Raw genomic sequence first — 23705 nt, 5'->3', positions numbered from 1 at the left:
AATCATTACCAATACAAAAGGCTCAATCATGGGTTTTCTTAAAAACAAACGCATCCTGATCACCGGCGTTATCTCCAACCGCTCTATCGCCTATGGCATCGCCAAGGCCTGCCACCAGCAAGGCGCAGAACTGGCCTTCACCTACGTCGGCGATCGCTTCAAAGACCGCATTACCGAATACGCCGCCGAATTTGGCAGCGACATCGTGTTGCCCTGCGATGTAGGTGATGATGCGCAAATCGAATCGACCATTGCCGAAATTGGTAAGCGCTGGGACGGTCTTGACGGCCTGGTTCACGCTATCGGATTTGCGCCACGCGAAGCCATCGCCGGCGATTTCCTCGACGGCCTGTCGCGCGAGGGCTTCCGGATTGCTCACGACATTTCGGCCTACAGCTTTCCGGCGCTGGCCAAAGCCGCCCTGCCGCTGCTTAAAGGCCGGAACAGCTCGGTATTGACGCTGACCTACCTGGGCGCTGAAAAAGTCGTCCCCAACTACAACACCATGGGCCTGGCCAAAGCCTCGCTCGAAGCCAGCGTGCGTTACCTGGCCAATTCGTTAGGCCCCATGGGCATTCGCGCCAACGGTATTTCAGCCGGCCCCATCAAAACATTGGCCGCTAGCGGCATCAAAGATTTTGGTTCGATTCTGAAGTACGTCGAGGCACACGCCCCGCTGCGCCGTAACGTCACCACCGAAGACGTCGGTAATGTAGCGGCATTTCTGCTGTCTGAACTGGCCGCAGGCGTTACCGGCGAAATCACCCACGTCGACGCCGGGTTCTCTACGGTTGTACCGGGCATGGAGTAAACCGCCCCGACCTACAGTATTAATCGGGGAACACAACCCCCGGTTCGCCTGTACGCCATACCGGGTATTTGTGCATCACCGAAGCAAACAACGCTGACTCAAGAAACACCTTGAGCCAGCGTTTTGTTTGGGGCAAAGGTTGGCGTTCAAACCAATCGGCGTTGGTATGGACAAACTGCCGTACAAAAGGCGCAATCGCCATATCGGCCAGCATAGGTTCCGCCCCAAAAAGGTAGGGCGTTTGTTCCAGGCGAGCTTCCAGCCCCTGCAACCAGGCCATACCGGCATCACGATGCGGTTCGGGCTGGGTATTTTCGTAGCGCTGCGGGTACTTGTAGCGATCCAGGTGGAACTTGAATTGCGTATCGCACTCTTCGATCAGGGCCAACATAGCTACCCGGTGCTGCGGGTTCAACCACCCTTGTGGATCGCGCTGGCTCAAGGCCCACAGCATGATGTCAAGACTTTGGTCGATCACCGTACCGTCGGTATCGACCAGGACAGGTACGGTACCTTTGGGCGAGGCCATCAACATCGCGGCCGGCTTGTCTCGCAAGACGATTTCACGCAGCTCGCAACGTGTAACGCTCGCGGCAATGGCCAGGCGGGCGCGCATGGCGTAAGGGCACCGACGAAACGAATACAAAATAGGGAGCCGCCCTTCGATCGGCCCCGCACCTTGCCCGCCAAGAATGGCCTCGGTCACGGCTACTTGCCCTTCTGGCCCGCCAGCGCCGCCAGTCGGGCCTTTTCTTTAGCGGCAGCCTTGGCAGCTTTTTGCGCTTCCAGACGGGCGCCGATATGACGTTCGCGGCGTTGGGCCGCCAGTTCAGTTTGCTTTTGACGCTCGCGAAACCGCTGCTTTTGGGCCTCGGTGTGTTTATCGTGACAATGCGGGCAACTAACACCTGACTCAAATTGAGGTGACTGCTTGTCGGCGTCGGATAATGGATAACGACAAGCACGACAGAGTTCGTAGCTGCCTTGATCAAGGCCATGCACCACCGAAACACGTTCGTCGAACACAAAGCACTCGCCATCCCACAAGCTCTGCTCTGCGGGCACAGTTTCAAGGTACTTCAGAATCCCGCCTTCCAGGTGGTAGACCTCGTCAAAGCCTTGCGACCTAAGATAAGCCGTTGATTTCTCGCAGCGAATGCCGCCAGTGCAGAACATGGCCACTTTTTTCTTTTGCCGCAGCACCCCACCGTCGGTTGACTCTTGCTTAACCCAGTCGGGGAACTGCGTAAAGCTGACGGTTTCAGGGTTGACCGCACCTTTGAAAGTGCCAATGGCGACTTCGTAGTCGTTGCGCGTATCAACAACGACCACATCGGGGTCGGTAATCAATTGATTCCAGTCTTCGGGCTTTACATATTTTCCAGCGCGGGTCTCGGCTTCGACATTAGGAATGCCCATGGTCACGATTTCGCGCTTGAGCTTGACCTTCATGCGGTAGAACGGCTGCTTGTCGGCCCACGACTCTTTATGCGTGAGCGTTGCCAGGCGCGGGTCGGCATGCAAATAAGCGAGCACAGCACGAATTCCCGCCTCGGGGCCGGCGATGGTGCCGTTAATGCCTTCTTGTGCCAACAACAATGTGCCGGTAACGTCGTTGTTTTGGCAAACCTCAAGCAACGGCGCCTGCATATCGCGGTAGTTATCGAGGCGAACGAATTTATATAGGGCAGCGACCAGAAATTGAGCCATAGGGGTAACACATTAGCGTAACGTCAAAAACGCCATTTTACCCTGTTCACCCCAGGGTTATTACCCCCGGCTTTGCTCGCCAAAACTGACAGTACAAATGAAAAGCACCCCAAAAGTCCGACAGTTGTCCGGCGCTTGGGGTGCAATTCTTGCGGGCACGCAGATGTTAGCTGTCTCGCTTGCGCCCGTAACGATCGTTACCAATACTGCCCATGCTGATGATGCGTGGGGCGGAAGCCTGTTTGGCGCGTTCGTGGTTGGCCGACAATTTAACGCTGGACTTGAACGGGCGGAACGGGGTGGGAGTGCGCGGTTTAACCAACATCAGGAACCTCTCGAAAATATTACGATTATTCGGAATGGTTTAGAACTGCGACCCCTAGGTTACCCCTGTTTATAGACAATTTGATGACAAAGCCGTCATTTTCAGGGTTATTCCTAGGAAAATAACGGCTTTTAAAAACAACAGCGCCTGAACTGGCCGGTCTATAGCACAGCAGCAAACGCCCGAGCGACACGATCGACGTTGCCGGTATTTAAACCCGCCACGCAAATGCGGCCAGACTCGATGATGTAAACACCGAACTCGTCGCGCAGACGGTTCATTTGCGCCGCCAGTACTGGTGCATAGCCAAACATGCCGCGCTGCGCCAATAAAAAGTCCCAATCGACATTGGGTTGGGCTGTGCACAGCCCCTGATGCAGCCGCTCACGCATCGACTGAATACGCACACGCATCTCGTCTACTTCGCTACGCCAAAGCGCGTTCAGCTCGGCATCGTTCAGCACCGTTTGCACAAGGCTGGCGCCATAAGCAGGCGGACTGGAGTAATTGCGACGCACGGCCTGCTGCATTTGTCCCAGCGCACGGCCGGCTTCGTCAGCATTGGCGCAGACCATGCTCAGGCTCCCGCAGCGTTCGCCATACAAAGAAAAAATCTTCGAGTACGAATTGGCGACCAGGAAAGACTGGTTAGCCTTGACCAACGCACGGATCAAATAGGCATCCTGTTCAAGCCCTTCGCCCAACCCTTGATACGCCGTATCAAGAAACGCTATGAGCTCGCGCGACGCGATGATTTCGACGACTTCATCCCATTGCGCCGGACTCAGGTCGGCCCCGGTGGGGTTATGGCAGCAAGGGTGCAACAGCACCAATGTTTGCGCCGGCAACTGACGCAGCGCAGCCGCCATGGCATCAAAATCGAGGCGTTGGGTATCGCGATTGAAATAAGGGTACGTGTCTACCTTGAACCCGGCGCCCTCGAGAATGGCGCGGTGGTTGTCCCAGGTCGGGTTGCTGATACGAGCTTCGATGGCCGGAAAAAACCGGCGGATGACATCGCTGCCCACCTTAAGCGCACCCGAACCCCCAACTGTTTGAATGGTGGCCACGCGCCCCTGCTTGATGACATCGGCATCTTGACCAAACAACAGCGCCTGACTGGCCTTGCAATAGGTCGGGTCACCGCTCATGGGCAGGTACATGCTGGGCTGAGTCGACTGTGCCACCCGGGCCTGTGCCTCGATGACGGACTTCAGACGGGGCACATTACCCTGGTCGTCGTAATACAAACCAATACTTAAATTAGTTTTGTCGGCGCGAGCATCGTCGCGATAGGCCAACTGAAGAGACAAGATAGGGTCGCCTGCATAGGCAGAAAGCACGTTGAACACGGTGTCGTCCTGTTGCTGCGATACTCAAAAGCATCGCCGCTGAAAGCAGTTAAAAGGAAGGCCATTTTATACCTACAAAATGCAACAGCCGTGTCATGTCGCGACCCGTTGCGCCACATTGTGCCGGGCTGCACGACATGGCCCGGGTGGTATGATCAAACGCCTATATTGGTGATCATCAACTATGGATTCCGTCACTCAAGCCGTACTGGGCGCCAGCGTCTCTGGCGTCATGCTGGGCCGATACCACGGTCGCAAAGCCTATATTGCAGGCGCCGTATTGGGCACGCTGCCAGATCTCGATGTCATCATTCGGTACGGCAACCCTATTGCCGACATGATCAACCATCGCGGGTTCTCGCATTCGGTGTTTGTTCTGACCGGGTTGTCGCTTTTGCTGACCTGGCTGATACGCAAATGGCCCCCGGCCACGCAGTACGACTGGAAACGGCTATTTGCCACGTTGTGGCTGATCTTCATCACACATGTACTGGCCGACGCCTTTACCAGTTATGGCACGCAGCTGTTCTGGCCCTTCATGCCAACACCGACCAGTTGGTCAAGCATTTTCATCATCGACCCGCTCTTCACCCTGCCCATGCTGCTGGCCGCAATGGCGGCCTTTGCCTGGGGTGCGCGTCCAGCCGTGCAAAAAATGAATGCCTGGGCGTTAGGCTGGTGTGTGGTGTATCTGTGCGCTTCGCTGCTGGCCAAAAATCTGGTCGAATCGCGTGTGCGCACGACCCTGGCGCAAAGCGGCGTTAGTGTTGACGCCGTGTTCTCAACGCCGGCTCCGTTCAATATTCTGCTGTGGCGGGTGGTGGCACGCACCGATGACGACCACTACTTTGAGTACGTTACCAGCGTTCTAGACGACCAACCCCTCGAATACATCAAGGCGCCGCTTAATACCGCACTAGCCGACCAGCTCAGCAACGCCGACATGCTTAACGGGCTGCGCTGGTTTTCGGGGGACTGGATCCGCTACGACGTGATCGACAAGCAGCTGGTAGCCACCGACCTGCGCATGGGTCTGGCTACGGGCTATTACTCGTTCCGATTCCGTGTCGCACAGCAAAACCCAGACGGCAGCTGGGCCGTTGTCGAACCGTCTCGCTGGCCGTCAGACCGTGGCCTGGAAGCATTGACTGCGGTGATTGCACGCACTATCAGTGCCAGCCCAGCATTGCCGCTGCAACAATGGGAAGCCCGTATGCGCGCAACGCCCTAAAGCGCATGGGCCAACACGTCCGACACTAGGGGGTGCTGCTCTCCGCGCCGGTTTCTGATCGCAAAAACCTCTTCGCGAACCCGGTCGTCGCCACCTAAACGTCGCAAGCCCTTGAGCAACCTGGTTTGCAAGGCACCGAAGCGGCTGACCGGAAAAACGCCCAACCCCTGAGCCGCAAACACCGCCATCAGGGCGCTGTCTTCAAACTCACCCACCACGTTGGGTTGCACGCGAATTTCGGCAAACCAACGATCGAGCGACGCACGTAATTCAGAATGCCCGGTGGGCAACAGAACGGGGATTTGAGCCAGGCACGCAGGAAACGTCTGAACCTGTTTTTTGCTGACCCATGCCGAAGGCCCGAACCAGTCGATGGGCGACGACACCAGCAGTTCACTCTTGACCCGTAAATTGGCGTTTACTGGAGCCGCTTGGCCCGCCAGCACCAGGTCGATATGGTGCAGGGTCAATTCGCCCAGCAACGGATCGAACTCGCCTTCGTGACACACCAAGTGCAGATTAGGCGTCGTCAGGACAGGCTTTAACAACGCATGAGCGGCAAGCTTGGAGATGCCGTCAGACAAGCCCACCGCCAAACGCACCACTGGTCTGGACGCCGTCTGCAAGACCTCTTGGGGCAAACGCTGGCCCAACTGAAAGATTTCTTCTGCACGTGTAAATGCGGTCTTTCCGGCATCGGTTAACGCCACGCCGCGCCCTGCGGGCTTGAGCAACTGACAACCCAATGACTCTTCGAGTGCGCGCACCTGCGCCGATACGGTCTGGACGGCCACACCCAAACGATCGGCCGCCCGCGAAAAACCGCCCTCTTTACCCACAACCCAAAAATAGTACAGATGACGGTAATTGATCATATTTCGAAAAAACCGAAGTTAAATTCAATTTTATGATGATTTATTAGAAATAAACAGACAGGCACAATTGGCCCTGTTTTCTAACCTCGTCCAATTTAAATGGCAACCTCATCATGACTGAACTCATTTCGTTCCTGTCGACCCCCATGGCCAGCATGCCGCTCTGGGCCTGGCTGTTCTTCTTTCTAATTGTTATCACCCTTCTGGTGCTCGACCTGGGCGTGCTGCATAAAGAACAGCGCGAAATCGGTATCCGCGAAAGCCTGCTGCTATCGGCGGGGTACATTACGGCGGCCTTGATTTTTGGCGGTTGGGTCTGGTGGTATATGGGTGCCCAGCAGGGCCTTGATTACTACACCGGCTTCCTGATCGAAAAATCGCTGTCAATGGACAATATTTTTGTCATTGCGCTTATTTTCAGCTACTTCGCCATCCCGCCAAAGTATCAGCACCGCGTGCTGTTCTGGGGTATTTTGGGCGTCATTGTGCTGCGCGCCATCATGATTGGCCTGGGTGCCGCGCTCATCAACGAGTTTGACTGGGTCTTGTACATCTTCGGCGCGTTCCTTGTGTTTACGGGCGTCAAAATGTGGATCATGGCCGACGCCGAGCCCGACCTGGCCAAGAACCCCGTGCTGAACTTCGTGAAGAAGCACATGCCGCTAACGAACGAGCTGCACGGCAACGCATTCTGGGTCAAAAAAACCGACCCGAAAACCGGTCGACTGATGCGCATGGGTACCCCGCTGTTCCTGGCCCTGGTCATGGTCGAACTGACCGACCTGGTGTTCGCCGTCGACTCAATCCCGGCCATTTTCGCCATCACCACCGACCCGTTTATTGTTTACACCAGTAATATTTTTGCCATTCTGGGTTTACGCGCCCTGTACTTCGCGCTATCCGCAATGATTCACCGCTTCCATTACCTGAAGTACGCGCTATCGCTCATTCTGGTCTTTATTGGCTCGAAGATCTTCCTGGTCAACATTATTGGCAAGATCCCGGCCTGGGTATCACTGGGTGTGACCATGACGCTGATTGTCGGCGGTATTATCGTAAGCTTGAAGAAAACAGCCGCCCCTAAAGACACCCACTAAGGGGGCCGGGCGGCCACCGGAGACATCATGGAATTCCCTCAGTCCGTCATTGACCGCGTCGTCGCCCGCCAGGGCTGCCTTCACCCGTACGACCACTTCAACGCCGCAGAAACGGCGTTTGTAGTGGTCGACCTGCAAAACTTCTTTACGCAACCTGGTTACCTGGGCGAATGCAAGACAGCCCGAGCCACCTTCCCTGCCGTCAACGCCCTGGCCGCTGCATTACGCCAGGCAGGCGGGCACGTCATCTGGATACAAACCAGTGCCGACGGCGCCGAAAAATTCTGGTCGCACTTCCAGCACAACATGCTTGCGCCCAAAAACAGCGCCCGACGCCTGGCCGAGTTATCCGAATCGCACGACGGGTTTCAAATACCCGACGCGCTTGACGTCGCCCCGTCTGACACGCGCATCATCAAACGCTACTACAGCGCGCTAAGCCCCGGTTCGTCCAACCTGCATGATGTCTTGCAAGCCAAAGGCGTCAAAAACGTACTTGTAGGCGGTACCGTCACCAATGTCTGCTGCGAATCGACCGCCCGTAGCGCCATGATGCTCGACTACGTCACCGTCATGGTGCACGACACGCTATCGGCCGTCACCCCGCAAGAACATCAGGCTTCGCTTGAAGGCTGGCTGCTATTCTTTGGCGACGTTCTGGGCACTGAAGAGGTCATTGCCCGGCTACGCGCCGACTAATCATTTTTGTGCACGATACTGACAAGGCGTGCACAAATCCGATAGTCGCCCCCCTCCGCTGCACATTACTGTTCGGTTACAGCCCGGCGGGCATTGCCCCGCTGCGGCCAAACTTGTTGAACACAACTTATAGTGCATCGGAGACCTCATGAAAACCAATAACTTCCTGAACAGGGACCACTTCCTGCTGGGTACCTTTTCAACCAATTGCTCGGGCGGCATGACCGTCTCGAAATTGCCCAATCGCTGGAAAGCCGACTGGGAAAGCAACCTGAAAATCGGCAAGCTCCTGGACGACGCCGGCATGGACTTCATGCTGCCCATCGCTCGCTGGATTGGTTACGGCGGCGAAACCGACTTTCATGGTTATGTACTTGAAACCGTGACCTGGGCCACCGCCATGCTGGCCAACACGAAGCAGCTGACTGTCTTTGCAACCATTCACACCAGTGCCAATCACCCGGTCGTGATTGCCAAGCAAATTGCGACTATGGCCCAAATTAGTGGCGAGCGCGTTGGCCTGAACATTGTGGCCGGCTGGAACAAACCTGAATACGAAGCCCTGGGTCTGAGCCTGCCCGATGACCACGAAACCCGTTATGGCTATGCGCAGGAATGGTTCGACGTCATCAAAAAGGTCTGGAAACACGACGGCCGCTTTGACTGGAACGGCAAATACTTCCAACTCAAGGGCGTCTATGGCAATCCCAAGCCGCAAACCATGCCCCCGATCTATAACGCCGCCGGTTCGGGCCTTGGCCGCGAATTTGCAGCACGCAACGCTGACTTCCTGTTTACCCCCGCCATCGACCTGGAGCGCTCAAAGACCGAAGTTGCAGAGCTCAAGCAACAAGCCCTTGACCAGGAAGGCCGTAAAGTGGGCGTACTGACGTTCTCGCATGTCATTTGCCGCCCCACCGAAGCCGAAGCCAAAGCGGTATGGCAATCGCTGCAAGACAACGCCGACTGGGCCGCCGTCGACAACCTGATCCGTCTTCAGTTCGCACACGCCCATTCATTCCCGCACGACCTTCTGGCCCTGATTCGCGAGCGCTTCGCAGCTGGCCATGGTGGCTTCCCGCTGGTAGGTACGCCCGAACAGGTTGCAGACGGCATTACCCAACTGCACGAAGCCGGTTTCGGCGGTACCACGCTATCATTCTTTGACTACGCGGAAGAATTCCCCTATTTCCGTGATAACGTGCTGCCCATCCTTGAATCACGTGGCATTCGCAAAAAATTTGTATGAACGACGCATTACTCAACCAGGAATTCCGGGCCGCCATGCGCCAGCTGGCCGGCGGCGTCTCGGTCATTACCGCCGCCAACGGCAACGAGCGAACCGGCCTGACAGCCACATCGGTGGTGTCCATTTCGATGGACCCACCCGAGCTGTTCATTTCGGTAAACCAAAGCTCATCGTCGTGGCCTGTCATCGAGAAAGCCGGCAAGTTCGGCATCAATGTGCTGCAGCATGGCCAACAAATTGTGGCCGAGCACTTTTCGGGGAAAGGCGGACGCAAAGGTGACGACCGATACGCCGACGACGACTGGTACCAGACCCCGGACGGCGTCTGGCTGTCGCGCCGGTCGCTGGCTGCTTTTGCCTGCGACGTCGAAAAAGTCTGGCTGCACCGGCAACATGCACTTATCGCTGGCAAAGTCACCCGGATCGACATTAATCCTGGGCCTAAGCCACTTGCGTACTGGCAAGGCAATTACGGGTCATTTTCGAGCCAATAGCCCACATGTGAAATGGTCCCCCGGGGAAACCCCCAGAGGCAAAAAAACAGTTTAGGTATAAACTGTTAGCTTTATGTCATTGGGGCGTTTCCCCCGGTTCACCAGCCGCATTCTCCGGCTTCAGGCCGGCCCGGGCGCCGAAGGAAAATGCACATGCAGGCGGCACTCAACGCGCAACCGCGCAGCCATTTGTTTAGTCGTTTCCCAAAGTTCACATCGCATGATGCCGAAGAAGTCAGGCATCAGGTCAGCCGTATTTTTTGCGATCACGACCTGAAAGTCGTAGGCAAATCGCAGGCGCTTAATACACAAATACACTTTCGCCCTGGCAAGCGCGTCAGCTATGGCCGAATGCTTTATGGCGCCACTGTCGACATCGAGCCAGGCAAGCTCGACGATTTTTACCTGATACAAATCCCGGTTGCCGGGCAAGAAACCATCGAATGCAACCGGCAATCGGTGCACTCAAACCCCAGCATTGCCACCATCATTAGCCCCGACCTCGAATTCCGCATGCGGCACGAACGCCATGCCGAAAAGCTGTTCATTCGGGTCGAGCGCAACGCCTTCGAGCAGCAATGTGCCCAATATTATGGGCAAGGGGTACGCGGGGCATTAAATTTTGATCCGGCTATCCCCCTAAATACCCCGGTCACGCAATCGCTCAAGCGTTTGCTCGACTGGCAATTGCTCGAAGCCTCTGAAGGCGAGCTCTTCAATCAGCCGCTTATTGCTGCGCGCTTCGAAGAAACTCTGATGGTGTCGTTGCTATGTAGTTTGTCGCACAACCAGCAACATACCATCGACCCGACCACGGTCGCTCCGGGGTTTATCAAGCGCGCCGAAGATTACATTCAGCATCACGCTCACCTGCCGCTTACTGCCGGCGACATCGCCGAACATGTCGGGGTCAGTATCCGCAGCCTGTTTGCCGGGTTCCGAAAATATCGCAATACATCACCCATAAAGCTGCTCAAAGAAGTTCGGCTCGAGCGTGTACGCTCCGACCTCGAACGCCCTGCGGCCCATACCAACGTGACCCAAGTCGCTCTGCGCTGGGGGTTTACACACCTGGGGCAGTTCTCGGCCGACTACCAGCAACGGTTTGGCGAGCTGCCATCGGCCACGCTCAAGCGGCACGTATCCTGAACCATAAGCCGTAAAGCGCCGGCACAAACAACAGGGTAATGGCTGTTCCCACGGCCACGCCGCCAATCAATACAAACGCCAGCGGTCCCCAAAAAGTGTCCAGGGTCAACGGCACAAACGCCAGCACAGCGGCCAGGGCCGTCAGCACCACCGGCCGCGCGCGCTGCACTGCCGCTTCAACCACACCCTCCAAAGCCGTCATGCCGGCATCAAAATTGTCGGCCACCTGCTGAGTCAGGATCAAAGTGTTGCGCATCAAGATGCCCGCCAGGCCAGTCAGGCCCAGCAAGGCAACAAAGCCAAACGGCTGATTGAACAATAACAGGGCCAGCACCGCCCCGATAAGCCCTAACGGGGCCGTCGCCACGACCATAAAGGTGCCCGAAAACGAACGCATTTGCAGCATGATGAAGACCAGCATGGCGGCAAACATGACAGGCTGCAACTTTTGAATCGACGACTCGCCCTTACCTGATTCCTCAATCGTTCCGGCCATCTGCAGGTCATAGCCCTGCGGCAATTGCTCGCGTACCGACGCCAGAGTCTGCCATATCGCGACACTTACATCATTGGGTTGTGCACCCTGCACGTCGGCCTGCACCATCAACGAACGTTGCCGGTTATAACGCTTGATTAAAGGCTCTTCGAAACGGGTTTCGACCTGACCCAAATGAGCAAAGGGTACTTTACGTCCCTCGGGGGTCAGAATTTCAATTTGCCCCAGTAGATCAGCATGCGAGGTCTCGTCGTCTAACCAGGGGCGCTGCATGCGGGCCACCACATCAACGGTGCGGATATTCTGGCGTAACTGACTAATGACCAAGCCATCGAGCTGAAACTGCAGCTGTTGCGACACCTCAAGCGGCGTCAGCCCCAACAGCCGCAAGCGCGCATTGTCCATCGACAAATGCAATTGCGGCGCGCGCTCGTCCCACTCAAGATGGGCATCGAGAATGTGCGGATTGGCCTGCATGCGTTGACGCACCTCATGGCCGACATCACGCAACACATGCGGGTCGGGCCCCACAAGCCGGAACGCCACCGGCCACACCACAGGCGGGCCGTACAACAAACCGATCACTCGCACGCGCGCCTCGGGGAACGCCCCATCGGCAATCGCCTGTTGCAAACGGGCGATCACCCGGTCACGAGCTTTGGCGTCGTGCGTAACGGCGATCAGTTTGGCAAAAGCCGGGTTGGGCATTTCAGGGCTGGCAGAAATAAAAAACCGCGGTGCTCCAGCGCCGATATACGCTGACAAGCTGCGAATATCCTCGTCGGGGGCCAACAAACTTTCGATTTTGCGAACCGTTGCATCGGTTGCGGCAATACTGGAGCCTTGCGGCAAATAGACACTGACCAGCACTTCGGGCCGATCGGAAGCCGGAAAAAACTGCTTTTGCACGACCGTAGCCATGCCCACAATAGCCACTACCAGTAGCCCCACCGTCGTAAAAACCACCGTCTTTCTGTGGACTACGCACCAGGTGACCCAGGTGCGCAAACGACGATAGCCCGGCGTTTGATACGCCGCAGTGCCGCCATGATGCGCCGGCATGTCGGGCAACAGCTTTACGCCCAGATACGGCACAAATACCACCGCCACCAGCCACGATACGATCAACGCAATACCCAATACCCAGAAGATATTGCCGGTGTACTCTCCTACGGCCGACTGTGCAAAACCCACAGGAATAAAGCCGGCTACGGTGACCAGCGTGCCAAACAGCATAGGGGCTGCGGTCACATTCCAGGCATGTGCCGCCGCACGCACGCGGTCCCAACCCGCCTCCATTTTTACCAACATCATCTCGACCGCAATAATCGCGTCATCGACCAGTAGCCCCAAAGCCAATATCAGCGCGCCCAACGTCACCCGATCAAGATTGATGTTCATTAGCAGCATGACCAGAAACGTAATGCCCAACGTCAGCGGCACGGCAACACCGACAATCAGCCCCGCCTTAACGCCGATAGCCAACATACTGACGGCCACCACTACCGCAATCGCGACAAAAAATTTGACCTGAAACAAGCTCACCGCACCGGCAATAGCCTCGGCCTGATTGGTCAGAACCTCGAGAGTCATCCCCAAAGGCAGCGTCTCACGCTCTTTAACGACGAACTGAGCCAACCGCTCACCCAGTTCAAGGCCATTCACCCCACTTTCCATGACCACGCCCACCAGCATGGCGTCTTTGCCGCGCGACCGAACCAAATAGCCTGGCGGGTCTTCATATCCCGGCGTCACGGTTGCAATATCAGACAGGCGAATGAGACGGTCGCCTATGCGCAACGGCACGGCTGACAGTTCGTCCAGATCAGACAAGTCAGTGTCCAGCCGTAAATAAACCCGCGGTCCTTCGGTTTCAAGGTGGCCAGCGGGCACCAAGCGGTTGTGCGCATCGATGGCTTGAAACACCGCCTGCGGCGAAATGCCCAAGTTATTCAGACGCGCAGTATCGAACTCGACAAACACGCGCTCGGACCGCTCGCCCAGCACAAGCGCCTTACGTACACCCGGCACCAGACGGATCCGGTCACGCAGCGCTTCGGCATCGCGCGTCAGTTCGCGCATGGGCAGGCCTGGCGCCGTCAGCGCCACAAGACTGAAGTAAACATCGGCAAAATCATCATTGACCACAGGCCCCATAACGCCGGCCGGCAAACTGATTGCCTCTTCCTGCATGCGCTTTCGTACTTCGTAGAACAGATCGGGCACCTGCGCTTTGGGCGTGTGATCAAAAAACTCGACCTGCAAGCTTACTTGCCCCGGGCGTACCGAGGTCTCGATTTTGTACAGACTGGGGACTTCTTGCAGCCGTTTTTCAAGCCGGTCGGCCACCTGCTGCTGCATTTCTTCGGGCGTGGCCCCGGGCCAGTAGGCTGACACCACCAGCGCGCGCACCGTAAACGGCGGATCTTCGGCGCGCCCAAGGGCCATGAAAGCGTAAATGCCCGCAATAACCGCCAGAATCAAAAAAAACAGAGTAATGGCGCGCTCTTTGACCGCCAGCGCCGACAGATTGGGAAAGCTCATTTGCTGAGTTCCTGCACGGCCATGCCATCGGCCAACAAATGGGTACCCAGCGCGACGACCGTTTCGCCGGCCTGAAGATCTGCATGTATCAAGGCTGTTTCTGTGTCCAGCCTTAACAAGGTCACCGGAACAGGCCTGACTGTGCCATCTTTAAGTAGCCAGACATTAGGGCCCTCACCCCGTTCGTTCAGCGCCCCAACAGGTACCCTGAAAAGTTTGCCATCTGTCTCTTCCAACGAAAACACTAACCGCTGCACGCTCCCCAATTGCAGCGCCGGCGCTTGTTCGGGCAATGCATAACGGGCGCGCAGCGTACGGCTTTGCGCATCGACGGCACCGGCCGCTTCGCGCAACTGCAACACAATAGCTTCCCCGTCGGACTTCAATTGCCCCTTGGCGGGCGGCTGATCACCTTGCGGAAAGTAAACCTCGATCTCGCGCTCACCCGCATGAGCCAGCAAAGCGACCGTTTGGCCGGCCGCAACAACTTGCCCCACATCGCCAGTCACATCAATCAATACGCCGTCGGCCGGCGCCAGCAAGCGCGCATATTCAAGTGCATTTTTCGCCTGCGTCTGGCGCGCCAGCGCCCCTTGCAGTCTGGCCTGTGCTTCTTGCAGCACAAGTTCGGCCTGATCGGCTGCCTGACGGCTGACGGCGTTGCCGGCCAGCAATTGCCGATGGCGCGTCAGGTCGTCTTGTGCAATGCGTTGAGCCGCGCGCGCAGCGACCACGCCCGCCTGAGCTTCGCGAAATTGCTCATCCAGGTCGCGAGTGTCCAGCTGGAACAGTGACGCCCCTTTCTTGACAACCTGCCCGGCGTCAACGGCACGTGCCAGTATTCGGCCCGGCACTTGAAACGCCAGGGGCGATTCGACACGCGCACGCACCACACCCGACAGGCTGAACGCAGACCCCTCGGCAGCCTGCAATATCCAGGTCTTTACATACGGTGCAGGCGTTGCCGCGACCGTATCACGACCCTCGCCACAACCAGACAAGAACAACGCCGCCACCGCCAAGCCAACAGCCAGAAAACGCATGAACTACCCCAAATTTGAACTGAATCGCATCGTACCGTATGTATGCCACCCGATGCAGGGCAGATTTTTGAATAGATAAACAATATTAATTAATTCATTAGATATTCAAATTTCCATAATGACTCGGCTTGACTTTAAATAGACGCATATCTGCTTCAGCCCCAAAGGAACCTTGCAAAACCATGTCCAAAGAATGTGAAATCCTGATTGTCGGCGCCGGTATTGGTGGCCTGAATCTTGCCCTCAATTTACACGCGGCCGGTATTTCATGCCGCCTGTACGAGGCGGTTCCTGACATCAAGCCGCTGGGTGCGGGTATCAATGTCCTGCCTCACGCCGTCAGTGTGCTCGACCGCCTGGGCCTGGTACCCGAACTGGAAAAAGTAGGCGTCAAGACCAAAGAATCTATTTTCTTTGATCACCACGGTTCATTTGTATACAGCGAACCGGCGGGTCTGGATGCCGGCTATGCCTGGCCACAGTTTTCGATTCATCGCGGCGACCTGCAATTTGTCTTGATCAATGCCGTAAAACAACGCCTGGGCGATGACGCGATTGTGCTCGATCGGCGCTGCACAGGAGTGACCCAGGACGACAACGGCGTTACCGCTACTTTTGTCGACAGCGACGGTAAACCTTCAGAGGTCAGGGCGTCCATTCTTGTCGGCTGCGACGGCATTCACTCCGTCATCCGCAAACAGTTGTATCCCAATGAACGCGAGCCCCGGTTTTCCGGAATTAATATGTGGCGCGGCGTCACGCCCATGAAGCCCTTTTTAAGCGAAGCCAGCATGGTGCGCGCCGGCTGGCTCGACGTAGGCAAGATGGTGATCTACCCCATTCGCAACAATATCGACGCCGAAGGCAACCAACTGATCAACTGGGTGGCGGAAACCTTGTCCGACCGCCCGGTCGTGCGAGACTGGACGCGTGCCGGACGCCTCGAAGACTTCTTCTCGTACTTCGAAAACCGCCACCACGACTGGTTGGATATATCGGGCATGATTGCCAAAACCGAGACCATTCTTGAATACCCCATGGTCGACCAAGACCCGCTGCCGCGTTGGAGTTTTGGGCGTATTACGCTGCTGGGCGATGCCGCACACCCCATGCTGCCTCGGGGGTCGAACGGCGCCGGGCAAGCCATTCTTGACGCCCCGTGCCTGATCGAACAGTTCAGAAAATACGGCATTAACGAAGGCGCACTAACGGTCTACGACCGCATTCGCAACAAGGCCACCACCGATGTGGTCTTGTTCAATCGCAGCGCGCCGCCCGACACTATTCTTAAAGAAGTTCATGAACGCACCGGTGGCAAACCCTTTAACGACATCAACGACGTAATCAGCCGTGAAGAGCTGCAGGCCATCTCGAACCGCTACAAAAGCGTCGCTGGCTTCAAAGTCGAAGACCTGCAAAAGAAACCTGCAACCAGTTCAGCAGCATAAGCCCGCAAGCATTACCAAATCAAAATAAACCAAGGAGACAAACCATGAAACCTTTCAAGAAAGCACTGAGCACCCTGGCCCTGGCCTGCGGCCTCATCGGCGCGGGGCAAGTACATGCCGAAAACCTGAAAATCGGCCTGATCCTACCTTTATCGGGTCCATTTTCAACGATAGGCAAGCAAATTCTCGACGGCGTCAAACTGTATATGAACGTACACGGCGACACCGTCGCCGGCCGCAAAGTCGAGCTTCTATTGCGCGACGACACCGGCATTGCGCCAGCTGTCAGCCAGCGGGCAGCACAAGAGCTGTTGGTTAACGAAAAAGTCAATATTTTGGCTGGCTTTGGCTTTACGCCTGCAGCGTTTGCTGTGGCTCCGCTGTCAGAAAGCACAAAAACGCCCATGGTGGTCATGAACGCGGCAACGTCGTCCATCACAACCAAGTCGCCCTACATTTTGCGCACCTCATCCACCATGGGCCAATTTACAGCGCCCAATGCCATGTGGGCCGCCAAGAACGGTATGAAGAATGTCATTACCCTGGTCTCCGACTACGGCCCAGGGCACGACGCTGAAAAGCAGTTTGTCAAAACCTTTACCGAAAACGGCGGCAATATTGCGGCGCAAATTCGCATGCCCGTGCAAAGCCCCGACTTTTCCCCCTTCCTTCAGCGTGTCAAAGATGCCAAGCCGGACGCCGTCTTTCTGTTTGTGCCTGCGGGTGAACAAGGCGTTGCATTTATCAAGGGCTACCGCGAACGCGGTCTAGATAAAGAAGGCATCGAACTGCTATCAACCGGCGACATCACCACCGAAGACCTGATTGCCGCGACCGGCGACGCCGCGATTGGGTTAAAAACGTCCTTCACCTACTCCGAGGCACACGACTCCGACGTCAACCGAGAATTCAAACAGAAGTACAAAGCCATGTATCCGAACCAGCGCCCCACATTCCTGACGGTTGGCGGCTACGACGGCATGCACCTGATCTACGAAACACTGAAGAAAACCGGTGGCAAATCAGACGGCGATACCTTCCTGGCCAGCGCCAAGGGCATGGCTTGGGAAAGCCCTCGCGGCCCGATCTCCATCGACCCTGAAACGCGCGACATCATCCAGAATGTTTACATTCGCGAAGTCAAGAAGGTCGACGGTCTGCTACAGAACGTAGAGTTCGACGTTATCCCGAATTTCAAAGATCCAGGCAAACAACCCTGATTACGCGTTCAAATATAAAAAAGCCTGCATACGGCAACGTTGCAGGCTTTTTTGTGGTCCACGGCAAGCCACCCAACGCGCTGCCGCAATACTCATCACGCTTACGCGCGAGGGTTTCTACACCGCCTTGGGACGCGGCCGCTTGTGAATTTGGCCCAGCGACGCATAGAACGGACCGCCCAGACGGGCCACAGGATCCATCGCGACACTATCAATGTGACGACCGTCGAATACGTTTTTGTCGACGTGGAAGGCCACAATTTCGGCGATATACAACGTATTAATGCCGGTACCCAAGGGCACCACTTGCGACAAACGGCACTCCATTTGCGCAGGCGACACCGCTACACGTGGCGGCTTGACCAACTGGCTGGGAAGCAACGGAATCTCAAGCACCTCGGCTTCGCTAACGTTGGCCGGGTACTCGGCACTGCTTTGGTTCATCATGTCGAGCGCTGCGGTGGGGGTGATATTGACGACGAACTCGCCGGTATCGCGAATATTACGCGCCGAATCCTTGAGCGTGCCATCGTCTTGCAGCGCAATGTTTACCGCCAGCATGGGTGGGCTATGCGCCACATAATTAAAGGAACTGAACGGCGCCACATTGACGACACCCTCGGCACTTTGCGAACTGACCCAAGCCACTGGCCGTGGCACCACCAGCCCAGATACCATCTTGTACCCCATGCTAGGGTCGATTTCCGACGCCAGCAGCGTCGTCATGTCATCGTTCTGAAAAACTTTCATTTAAATAAACACTTGAATAGCCAAAGAGAAGCGTCCGAATTTAACAGCTTCGGACGCCTTTAGACAATGCGAACGTCGTCAGCCGGGGCTTGGACTGACCGGCCTTGGGATGGGCCTACAGCAACGACGCGATCAGCCAGTAAATACCTGCTGCCATCAGCGCCGAAGCCGGCACCGTGATGATCCAGGCCGCCACAATTTTGGTCACTGCAGTACGCTTGACCAGCTCACCACGATAAACACGACGCATTTTTTTGTATTCTTTTTTGGTCAACTCGACGTCTACCGTGTGATCTTTAAGCTGCTGCAGCATGGCTTGCTTGGCTTGCACATCGGCAGCGGCAAACTTATCAAGAAACGCCTCGACCTGCGCCTTATCGGCCCCGGTATGCCGGTGTTTGATCCACTCGAGCATTTGCGAATAGTTTGACTTCAGGTGCTCGCGCAAAAAGCCGACACCAAAAATCCCGCCAATAGCAATATGTGTTGAGCTGACCGGCAAACCCAATTGCGACGCAACAATCACGGTTACCGCCGCAGCCATGGCAATAGAAAATGCCCGCATCTGGTCAAGGTCGGTAATTTCGCCGCCTACCGTACGAATCAGCTTGGGACCATACAAGGCCAAGCCAATGGCTATGCCCAACGCACCGATCAACATGACCCACAACGGGATACCCGCCTTGTCGGAAACACCACCATGAAGGACTGTGTCGGCAATAGCAGCCAGCGGCCCAATCGCATTGGCGACATCATTGGCGCCATGCGCAAAACTAAGCAAAGCTGCCGCAAAAATCAGCGGAATGGTGAACAAGGAGTTAATGGACTTTTTGGTATTGGACAATGTCGCCACACGACGTGCCATGACCGCACGCGTAAGCAACCAAACCAACGCACCAATAAGCCCACCGACAATAACCGCTGTAAGGAATTCAACATCCCAGATCTTGTTCAACCCCTTAAGAATAAGATAGGTGGAAAAGGAGAACGCCATGACGCCGATAAGAATGGGCACCGTCTTGCGTGCTGCAGCCACCATGTCGCTTTTGTAGGTAATGGCCCATTTAATCCACAGCAAAAAGCCGGCTGCAATCAGCCCGCCCAGAAGCGGCGAAACCACCCAACTGGCCACAATTTTGACCATGACGCCCCAGTTGGCCGCAGCAAAACCACCCGCCGTTACTCCGGCGCCAAGCACTGCACCCACAATAGAATGAGTCGTCGACACAGGCGCACCCAGCGCCGTCGCCAGGTTCAGCCAAAGCGCACCGGCCAGCAAGGCCGCCGTCATCAGGGCCAGGAAGTGATCGGGGCTGGGAATAGCCGCCATATCAATAATGTCGCCCCGCACTGTCGAAACCACATCACCGCCTGCGATAAGCGCACCCATAACTTCGAAGATCGCGGCAATGACTATGGCCCCTGCCATTGAAATTGACTTTGACCCCACCGCCGGTCCAACATTGTTAGCCACGTCGTTGGCGCCGATATTCATGGCCATGTAGCCGCCAATCATGGAAGCGACTACCAACATAATGCCCTGCGTGCCCGAAGTCCCCAGACCTAAAGACGAATAGATCATGATGCTGACAACAAACAGCAGACCCATGCCAAAGCGGAAGAATTCACGCTGACTGCGTTTAGTCGCGTGCTGGATGTCGGAGAGTTCCTGGAATTGCATGAAGATAGTCGGGAGAAAAAGCCCGTTTGCGAAAAATTGCGTAATTATGACATTTCAATGAATTGTCATGCGAACGGTTACATCACAATGAAGCGATGGCGCAACACCTATCCCCCGTGATGCCGCGCGTAAACCTCCGCCCCCATCGCGGCAATTTGCTGTTCAATCAGGGCGTCGAACGGTCGTAACAACGGCTCAAAATCTTGCCCGGGCTCAAGCCACGTCAACGTCCGGACAATCGCCTCAATCGTTGAAACGGCATTCGGTTCAGCGGCTTTACGCACGCGATAACGCGATGGCACACCATCGGCCAGCATCAGCCTGGGCAAGTCGGCCAGCACCGGATTCAGCTGAACAAGTTTGCGCGCCTTACGCCACGTGCCATCAGGCACAATCAGCAACGGTGCGTCGCCGGCCGCAAGTGCCTCAAGCGGCAGAGGTGCCTGAGCCTCGGGGCCCGGAAAAAGCAGAAACGCGGCCGAGGCCTGACGAATAGATGACGCCAGATCGGGAAAATGCTCGCCCACCCACAGGGTGCTGTTGGTTAACCCCAACGCAGCCAGCCGCGCCGTATTCAAGGCATGACGGGACTCATCAGGATGCTGCAGAATGAGTACACGCGTACGGCTGGGTACGGCGGAAACGTAAGCGCACAGGCAATGCGTTGCTGGGCGAAGACATCGTGGGCAACTGGAACGCCCATTCTTTTCGAGATTCTTTGTATTCACCCTGGACATTCAATCTAAACAATAACAAGCGGTAGCACTCAAGCCCACCCATTGCACCGAACAATCCTCGTGAGGGTCGCGACTGTAACGAGAAATAGCTTAACGCCCAAAAAATCAGGAGAAATCTGGAAAATTACAAATAAAACAATTGGTTATAATGCAATTTTAAGAAACATTATCCAAAGTAAAAATAGTAGTGCATAGAAGACTTGTTGCGCACCAACAAAATGATCACCCAAACTCACGTTTTCCGTTTTTTGAGCAACAGCAGTACCGGAAACATTCTAAACTCGAAGGGTTATGGAAAACGAAGACATTACGACTGATCATCCCTTGAGCCCTACGTACGCCATCGCAATAATTTCAGCGAAAGGGGGCGTCGGCAAAACATCGTTCGCGGCCAGCCTTGGCGTCTGCATGGCACGCGCCGACCGACCGGTCATCATGCTCGACTTGGATCCTCAAAATTCGCTTTGTCACCATGTTGGCATCCCGCCAAACGCACGAGAAGGCTCTGCGCTGGCAAGCCTTAACAACCACAAATGGTCGACCACAGTGGTAGAGCTTGCTCCCGACTTACGCCTGATCCCATACGGCATTCCCTCAGAGGCCGAACGAACCGCCTACGAAGACATCCTGGAACAAAACCCGCACTGGCTTTCAGAGCGTTTAAGCGAACTATCGATAACACCCGGCACCATCATCATTTTTGACACGCCGCCGGGCCCATCTATTTACATTCAGCGCGTTCTCGAAATCGCAAATCTAGCCCTGGTGCTCACTTTGCCCGATGCGGCTTCATTCGCGGCCATACCTGTCATGGAGCGCTTACTGAATCAATACAGCAGGCCACGCGCAGCGTTCGACGGAGCCAAGTACATCATTAACCAAGTCAACAGCGCACACCCCTTGTCACGCGACATGGCTGAAGTTATCCGCCACGAGCTGGGCTCTGCATTGATAGGACGCATACATGCTGATCAATTTATGTGTGAAGCGTTGGCGAATCGACAAGACGTCACCAGCTTTGCGCCCTACTCGCAAGCTTCTTACGACATCAAAATTTGTACAGACAGGGTTTTGCAACTATTGCAAGCCAACACGACGAAACGGCCATGACCACCAAAAAATTGCCAAACAAGTATGTTGTCGGCATCAACAAACTGCTGCAACAGGCCTCTGAAGAGAAACGCTGGCGCAACCCGTGGGTCATTGCCATAACCCTTGCCATTACTTTATTTACCTTTGGCCTGCTGATCGTAGTGCCGCTCGACTTCTGGTCGCAGGTCCTCTTTTCGGTCTGCATATTGGCAGTAGCCATGGTCATCAGAAGACTGGAAAGCAAAATCGCTTCCCACATATTGATCATTTTTTCTTCATTGGCGTCGCTACGTTACATGTATTGGCGCGTTACCGAGACACTGGGTTTTGAGACGCTTCTTGATGCCACATTCGGCTATGGCCTTTTACTAGCCGAGATATACGCCCTATTGGTGCTATTGCTGGGTTACCTCCAAACCGCCTGGCCGCTGCACCGAAAGCCTGTGCCGCTGCCCGACGACATCGACGCCTGGCCCAGCGTCGATGTGTTCATCCCAACATATAACGAACCCATAGGTGTCGTGCGGCAAACCGTCTACGCAGCACTCGCCATGGACTGGCCTGCTGAAAAACTGAACGTCTACTTGCTAGATGACGGCAGGCGCGAAACCTTCCGAGAACTCTGTGAAGACGTAGGATGTGGGTATATGACCCGCGACAACAACCGACACGCCAAGGCGGGAAACCTGAACGCAGCCCTGGCCCAAACCAACGGAGAATTCGTAGCTATCTTTGATTGCGACCATATACCTACGCGCTCGTTCCTCCAATTAACCATGGGGTGGTTTCTGCGCGACTCAAAACTCTCCATGGTTCAGACCCCTCATCACTTTTTCTCGCCCGACCCTTTCGAGCGGAACCTAAATACTTTTCAGTCGGTACCCAACGAGGGGAACCTGTTTTATGGCGTGGTGCAAGAAGGCAACGACCTTTGGAATGCCTCGTTTTTCTGCGGCTCCTGCGCCATTCTCAGGCGCAGCATGCTGAATGAAATTGGCGGGGTTGCCATTGAAACGGTAACCGAAGACGCTCACACCGCACTCAAACTAAACCGAAAAGGCTACAACACAGCCTATCTGGGGATACCGCAGGCTGCAGGTTTAGCGACCGAAAGCCTTTCAGCACATGTGGGCCAGCGCATACGTTGGGCTCGCGGCATGGCACAGATTGCACGCGTCGACAATCCGCTACTTGGAAAAGGCCTTACCCTAGGGCAAAGGCTTTGCTATCTGAATGCAATGCTTCACTTTTTTTTCGGGCTCCCTCGCTTAGTGTTCCTGACCGCTCCATTGGCATTTTTGTTTTTCGGGGCACAGGTTTTCCAGGCATCCGCACTCATGATCGCCGCATACGCGCTGCCTCACATCATCCAGAGCAATCTGACCAACTCCAAACTACAAGGCAAATTCAGGCATTCGTTCTGGAACGAAGTCTACGAATCGGTGCTTGCCTGGTATATCGTGCGACCGGTCATCGCTACATTCATCAACCCTAAGGAACCTCTGAACAAGTCCAACGAACCTGTCAGAATATAAGTTATTGAAAACAGCCCGATCCGAGTGAACCCGATGAGCCAGTTGAGTTTTTCCGAAGCCGAGTACGTCGGCAAACGCAAGAAAACGCGCCGTGAGAAGTTTCTGGCCAAGATGGAGCGTGCGGTGCCGTGGAAGGTCTTTGCCGATCTGGTCGATCCGCATTACCC

20 protein-coding genes and 2 pseudogenes are annotated in these 23705 nt (G+C 55.7%); 12 read left to right on the top strand and 10 right to left on the bottom strand.

Features of this window, described 5'->3' with window-relative positions:
- Window positions 1–28: 28 nt before the first annotated feature.
- Entirely contained in the window at window positions 29–811 is a 783-nt protein-coding gene (gene fabI, locus CHR62_RS06510) for an enoyl-ACP reductase FabI (RefSeq protein WP_123660413.1), read from the top strand.
- 19 nt (window positions 812–830) lie between these two features.
- Here the strand turns inward: fabI and CHR62_RS06505 are convergent, their stop codons facing one another.
- From CHR62_RS06505 to CHR62_RS06495, 4 genes are all read right to left on the bottom strand, one after another.
- Window positions 831–1427, bottom strand: coding sequence for a glutathione S-transferase (locus CHR62_RS06505; RefSeq protein ID WP_199722907.1), 597 nt, complete (start codon window positions 1425–1427; stop codon window positions 831–833).
- Window positions 1428–1519: 92 nt separating this feature from the next.
- Entirely contained in the window at window positions 1520–2521 is a 1002-nt protein-coding gene (locus CHR62_RS06500; RefSeq protein WP_123660412.1) for a rhodanese-related sulfurtransferase, read from the bottom strand.
- A 166-nt stretch (window positions 2522–2687) separates the two neighbouring features.
- Window positions 2688–2846 (bottom strand): hypothetical protein, encoded by a 159-nt coding sequence (locus tag CHR62_RS15590; RefSeq protein WP_158213994.1) that lies wholly within the window; start codon window positions 2844–2846, stop codon window positions 2688–2690.
- A gap of 161 nt (window positions 2847–3007) precedes the next feature.
- Complete coding sequence (locus CHR62_RS06495; protein ID WP_123660411.1) at window positions 3008–4198, bottom strand: amino acid aminotransferase; 1191 nt, start codon at window positions 4196–4198, stop codon at window positions 3008–3010.
- A 184-nt stretch (window positions 4199–4382) separates the two neighbouring features.
- Here CHR62_RS06495 and CHR62_RS06490 point away from each other — a divergent pair, with 184 nt between their 5' ends.
- Complete coding sequence (locus tag CHR62_RS06490) at window positions 4383–5429, top strand: metal-dependent hydrolase (RefSeq protein WP_123660410.1); 1047 nt, start codon at window positions 4383–4385, stop codon at window positions 5427–5429.
- Here the strand turns inward: CHR62_RS06490 and CHR62_RS06485 are convergent.
- Window positions 5426–6304: a LysR family transcriptional regulator gene (locus CHR62_RS06485; protein WP_123660409.1), complete on the bottom strand. Its 879-nt coding sequence runs from the start codon at window positions 6302–6304 to the stop codon at window positions 5426–5428. The two genes, CHR62_RS06490 and CHR62_RS06485, sit on opposite strands and share 4 nt — an antisense overlap.
- A gap of 113 nt (window positions 6305–6417) precedes the next feature.
- Between CHR62_RS06485 and CHR62_RS06480 the strand changes: the two genes are divergently transcribed.
- From CHR62_RS06480 to CHR62_RS06460, 5 genes are all read left to right on the top strand, one after another.
- A complete protein-coding gene (locus CHR62_RS06480; protein ID WP_093969368.1) occupies window positions 6418–7401 on the top strand; it encodes a TerC family protein in 984 nt (327 codons plus the stop codon).
- Window positions 7402–7428: 27 nt separating this feature from the next.
- Window positions 7429–8100, top strand: a complete 672-nt coding sequence (locus CHR62_RS06475) for a cysteine hydrolase family protein (RefSeq protein WP_123660408.1) — start codon at window positions 7429–7431, stop codon at window positions 8098–8100.
- 148 nt (window positions 8101–8248) lie between these two features.
- Entirely contained in the window at window positions 8249–9349 is a 1101-nt protein-coding gene (locus tag CHR62_RS06470) for an LLM class flavin-dependent oxidoreductase (protein WP_123660407.1), read from the top strand.
- A complete protein-coding gene (locus CHR62_RS06465; protein WP_123660406.1) occupies window positions 9346–9843 on the top strand; it encodes a flavin reductase family protein in 498 nt (165 codons plus the stop codon). The genes CHR62_RS06470 and CHR62_RS06465 overlap by 4 nt, the downstream gene beginning before the upstream one ends.
- A 153-nt stretch (window positions 9844–9996) precedes the next feature.
- Complete coding sequence (locus CHR62_RS06460) at window positions 9997–10992, top strand: AraC family transcriptional regulator (RefSeq protein WP_158213995.1); 996 nt, start codon at window positions 9997–9999, stop codon at window positions 10990–10992.
- On the opposite strand, the gene CHR62_RS06455 is transcribed toward CHR62_RS06460, so the two are convergent.
- Together CHR62_RS06455 and CHR62_RS06450 are read right to left on the bottom strand one after the other, a co-directional pair.
- On the bottom strand, window positions 10973–14032 hold the full coding sequence (locus CHR62_RS06455; protein ID WP_123660405.1) for an efflux RND transporter permease subunit: 3060 nt from the start codon (window positions 14030–14032) through the stop codon (window positions 10973–10975). The genes CHR62_RS06460 and CHR62_RS06455 overlap by 20 nt on opposite strands.
- Window positions 14029–15075, bottom strand: coding sequence for an efflux RND transporter periplasmic adaptor subunit (locus tag CHR62_RS06450; protein WP_123660404.1), 1047 nt, complete (start codon window positions 15073–15075; stop codon window positions 14029–14031). The genes CHR62_RS06455 and CHR62_RS06450 overlap by 4 nt, the downstream gene beginning before the upstream one ends.
- Before the next feature lie 182 nt (window positions 15076–15257).
- Between CHR62_RS06450 and CHR62_RS06445 the strand changes: the two genes are divergently transcribed.
- Complete coding sequence (locus CHR62_RS06445) at window positions 15258–16523, top strand: flavin-dependent oxidoreductase (RefSeq protein WP_093969375.1); 1266 nt, start codon at window positions 15258–15260, stop codon at window positions 16521–16523.
- Window positions 16524–16567: 44 nt separating this feature from the next.
- Window positions 16568–17743 (top strand): ABC transporter substrate-binding protein, encoded by a 1176-nt coding sequence (locus CHR62_RS06440; RefSeq protein ID WP_123660403.1) that lies wholly within the window; start codon window positions 16568–16570, stop codon window positions 17741–17743.
- Window positions 17744–17860: 117 nt separating this feature from the next.
- Here CHR62_RS06440 and CHR62_RS06435 read toward each other — a convergent pair whose 3' ends face one another.
- From CHR62_RS06435 to CHR62_RS06425, 3 genes are all read right to left on the bottom strand, one after another.
- Window positions 17861–18493: a flavin reductase family protein gene (locus CHR62_RS06435; RefSeq protein ID WP_123660402.1), complete on the bottom strand. Its 633-nt coding sequence runs from the start codon at window positions 18491–18493 to the stop codon at window positions 17861–17863.
- A 115-nt stretch (window positions 18494–18608) separates the two neighbouring features.
- A complete protein-coding gene (locus CHR62_RS06430; RefSeq protein WP_093969378.1) occupies window positions 18609–20174 on the bottom strand; it encodes an inorganic phosphate transporter in 1566 nt (521 codons plus the stop codon).
- Between the two features lie 107 nt (window positions 20175–20281).
- A complete protein-coding gene (locus tag CHR62_RS06425) occupies window positions 20282–20902 on the bottom strand; it encodes a tRNA-uridine aminocarboxypropyltransferase (protein WP_233574898.1) in 621 nt (206 codons plus the stop codon).
- A 300-nt stretch (window positions 20903–21202) separates the two neighbouring features.
- Between CHR62_RS06425 and bcsQ the strand changes: the two genes are divergently transcribed.
- From bcsQ to CHR62_RS06410, 3 genes and pseudogenes are all read left to right on the top strand, one after another.
- On the top strand, window positions 21203–22021 hold the full coding sequence (gene bcsQ / locus CHR62_RS06420) for a cellulose biosynthesis protein BcsQ (protein ID WP_123660400.1): 819 nt from the start codon (window positions 21203–21205) through the stop codon (window positions 22019–22021).
- Window positions 22018–23499, top strand: a pseudogene (gene bcsA / locus CHR62_RS06415) (UDP-forming cellulose synthase catalytic subunit); the annotation flags it as partial. The gene bcsQ and the pseudogene bcsA, both read left to right, overlap by 4 nt.
- Window positions 23500–23571: 72 nt before the next feature.
- A pseudogene (locus CHR62_RS06410) lies at window positions 23572–23705 on the top strand (IS5/IS1182 family transposase); the annotation flags it as partial.

This window comes from Pusillimonas sp. NJUB218 (genome assembly GCF_003788685.1).
GTDB lineage: Bacteria > Pseudomonadota > Gammaproteobacteria > Burkholderiales > Burkholderiaceae_B > Neopusillimonas.
The sequence above is the reverse complement of the archived record's forward strand: the minus strand, read 5'-3'. Positions and strand labels throughout refer to the sequence as shown.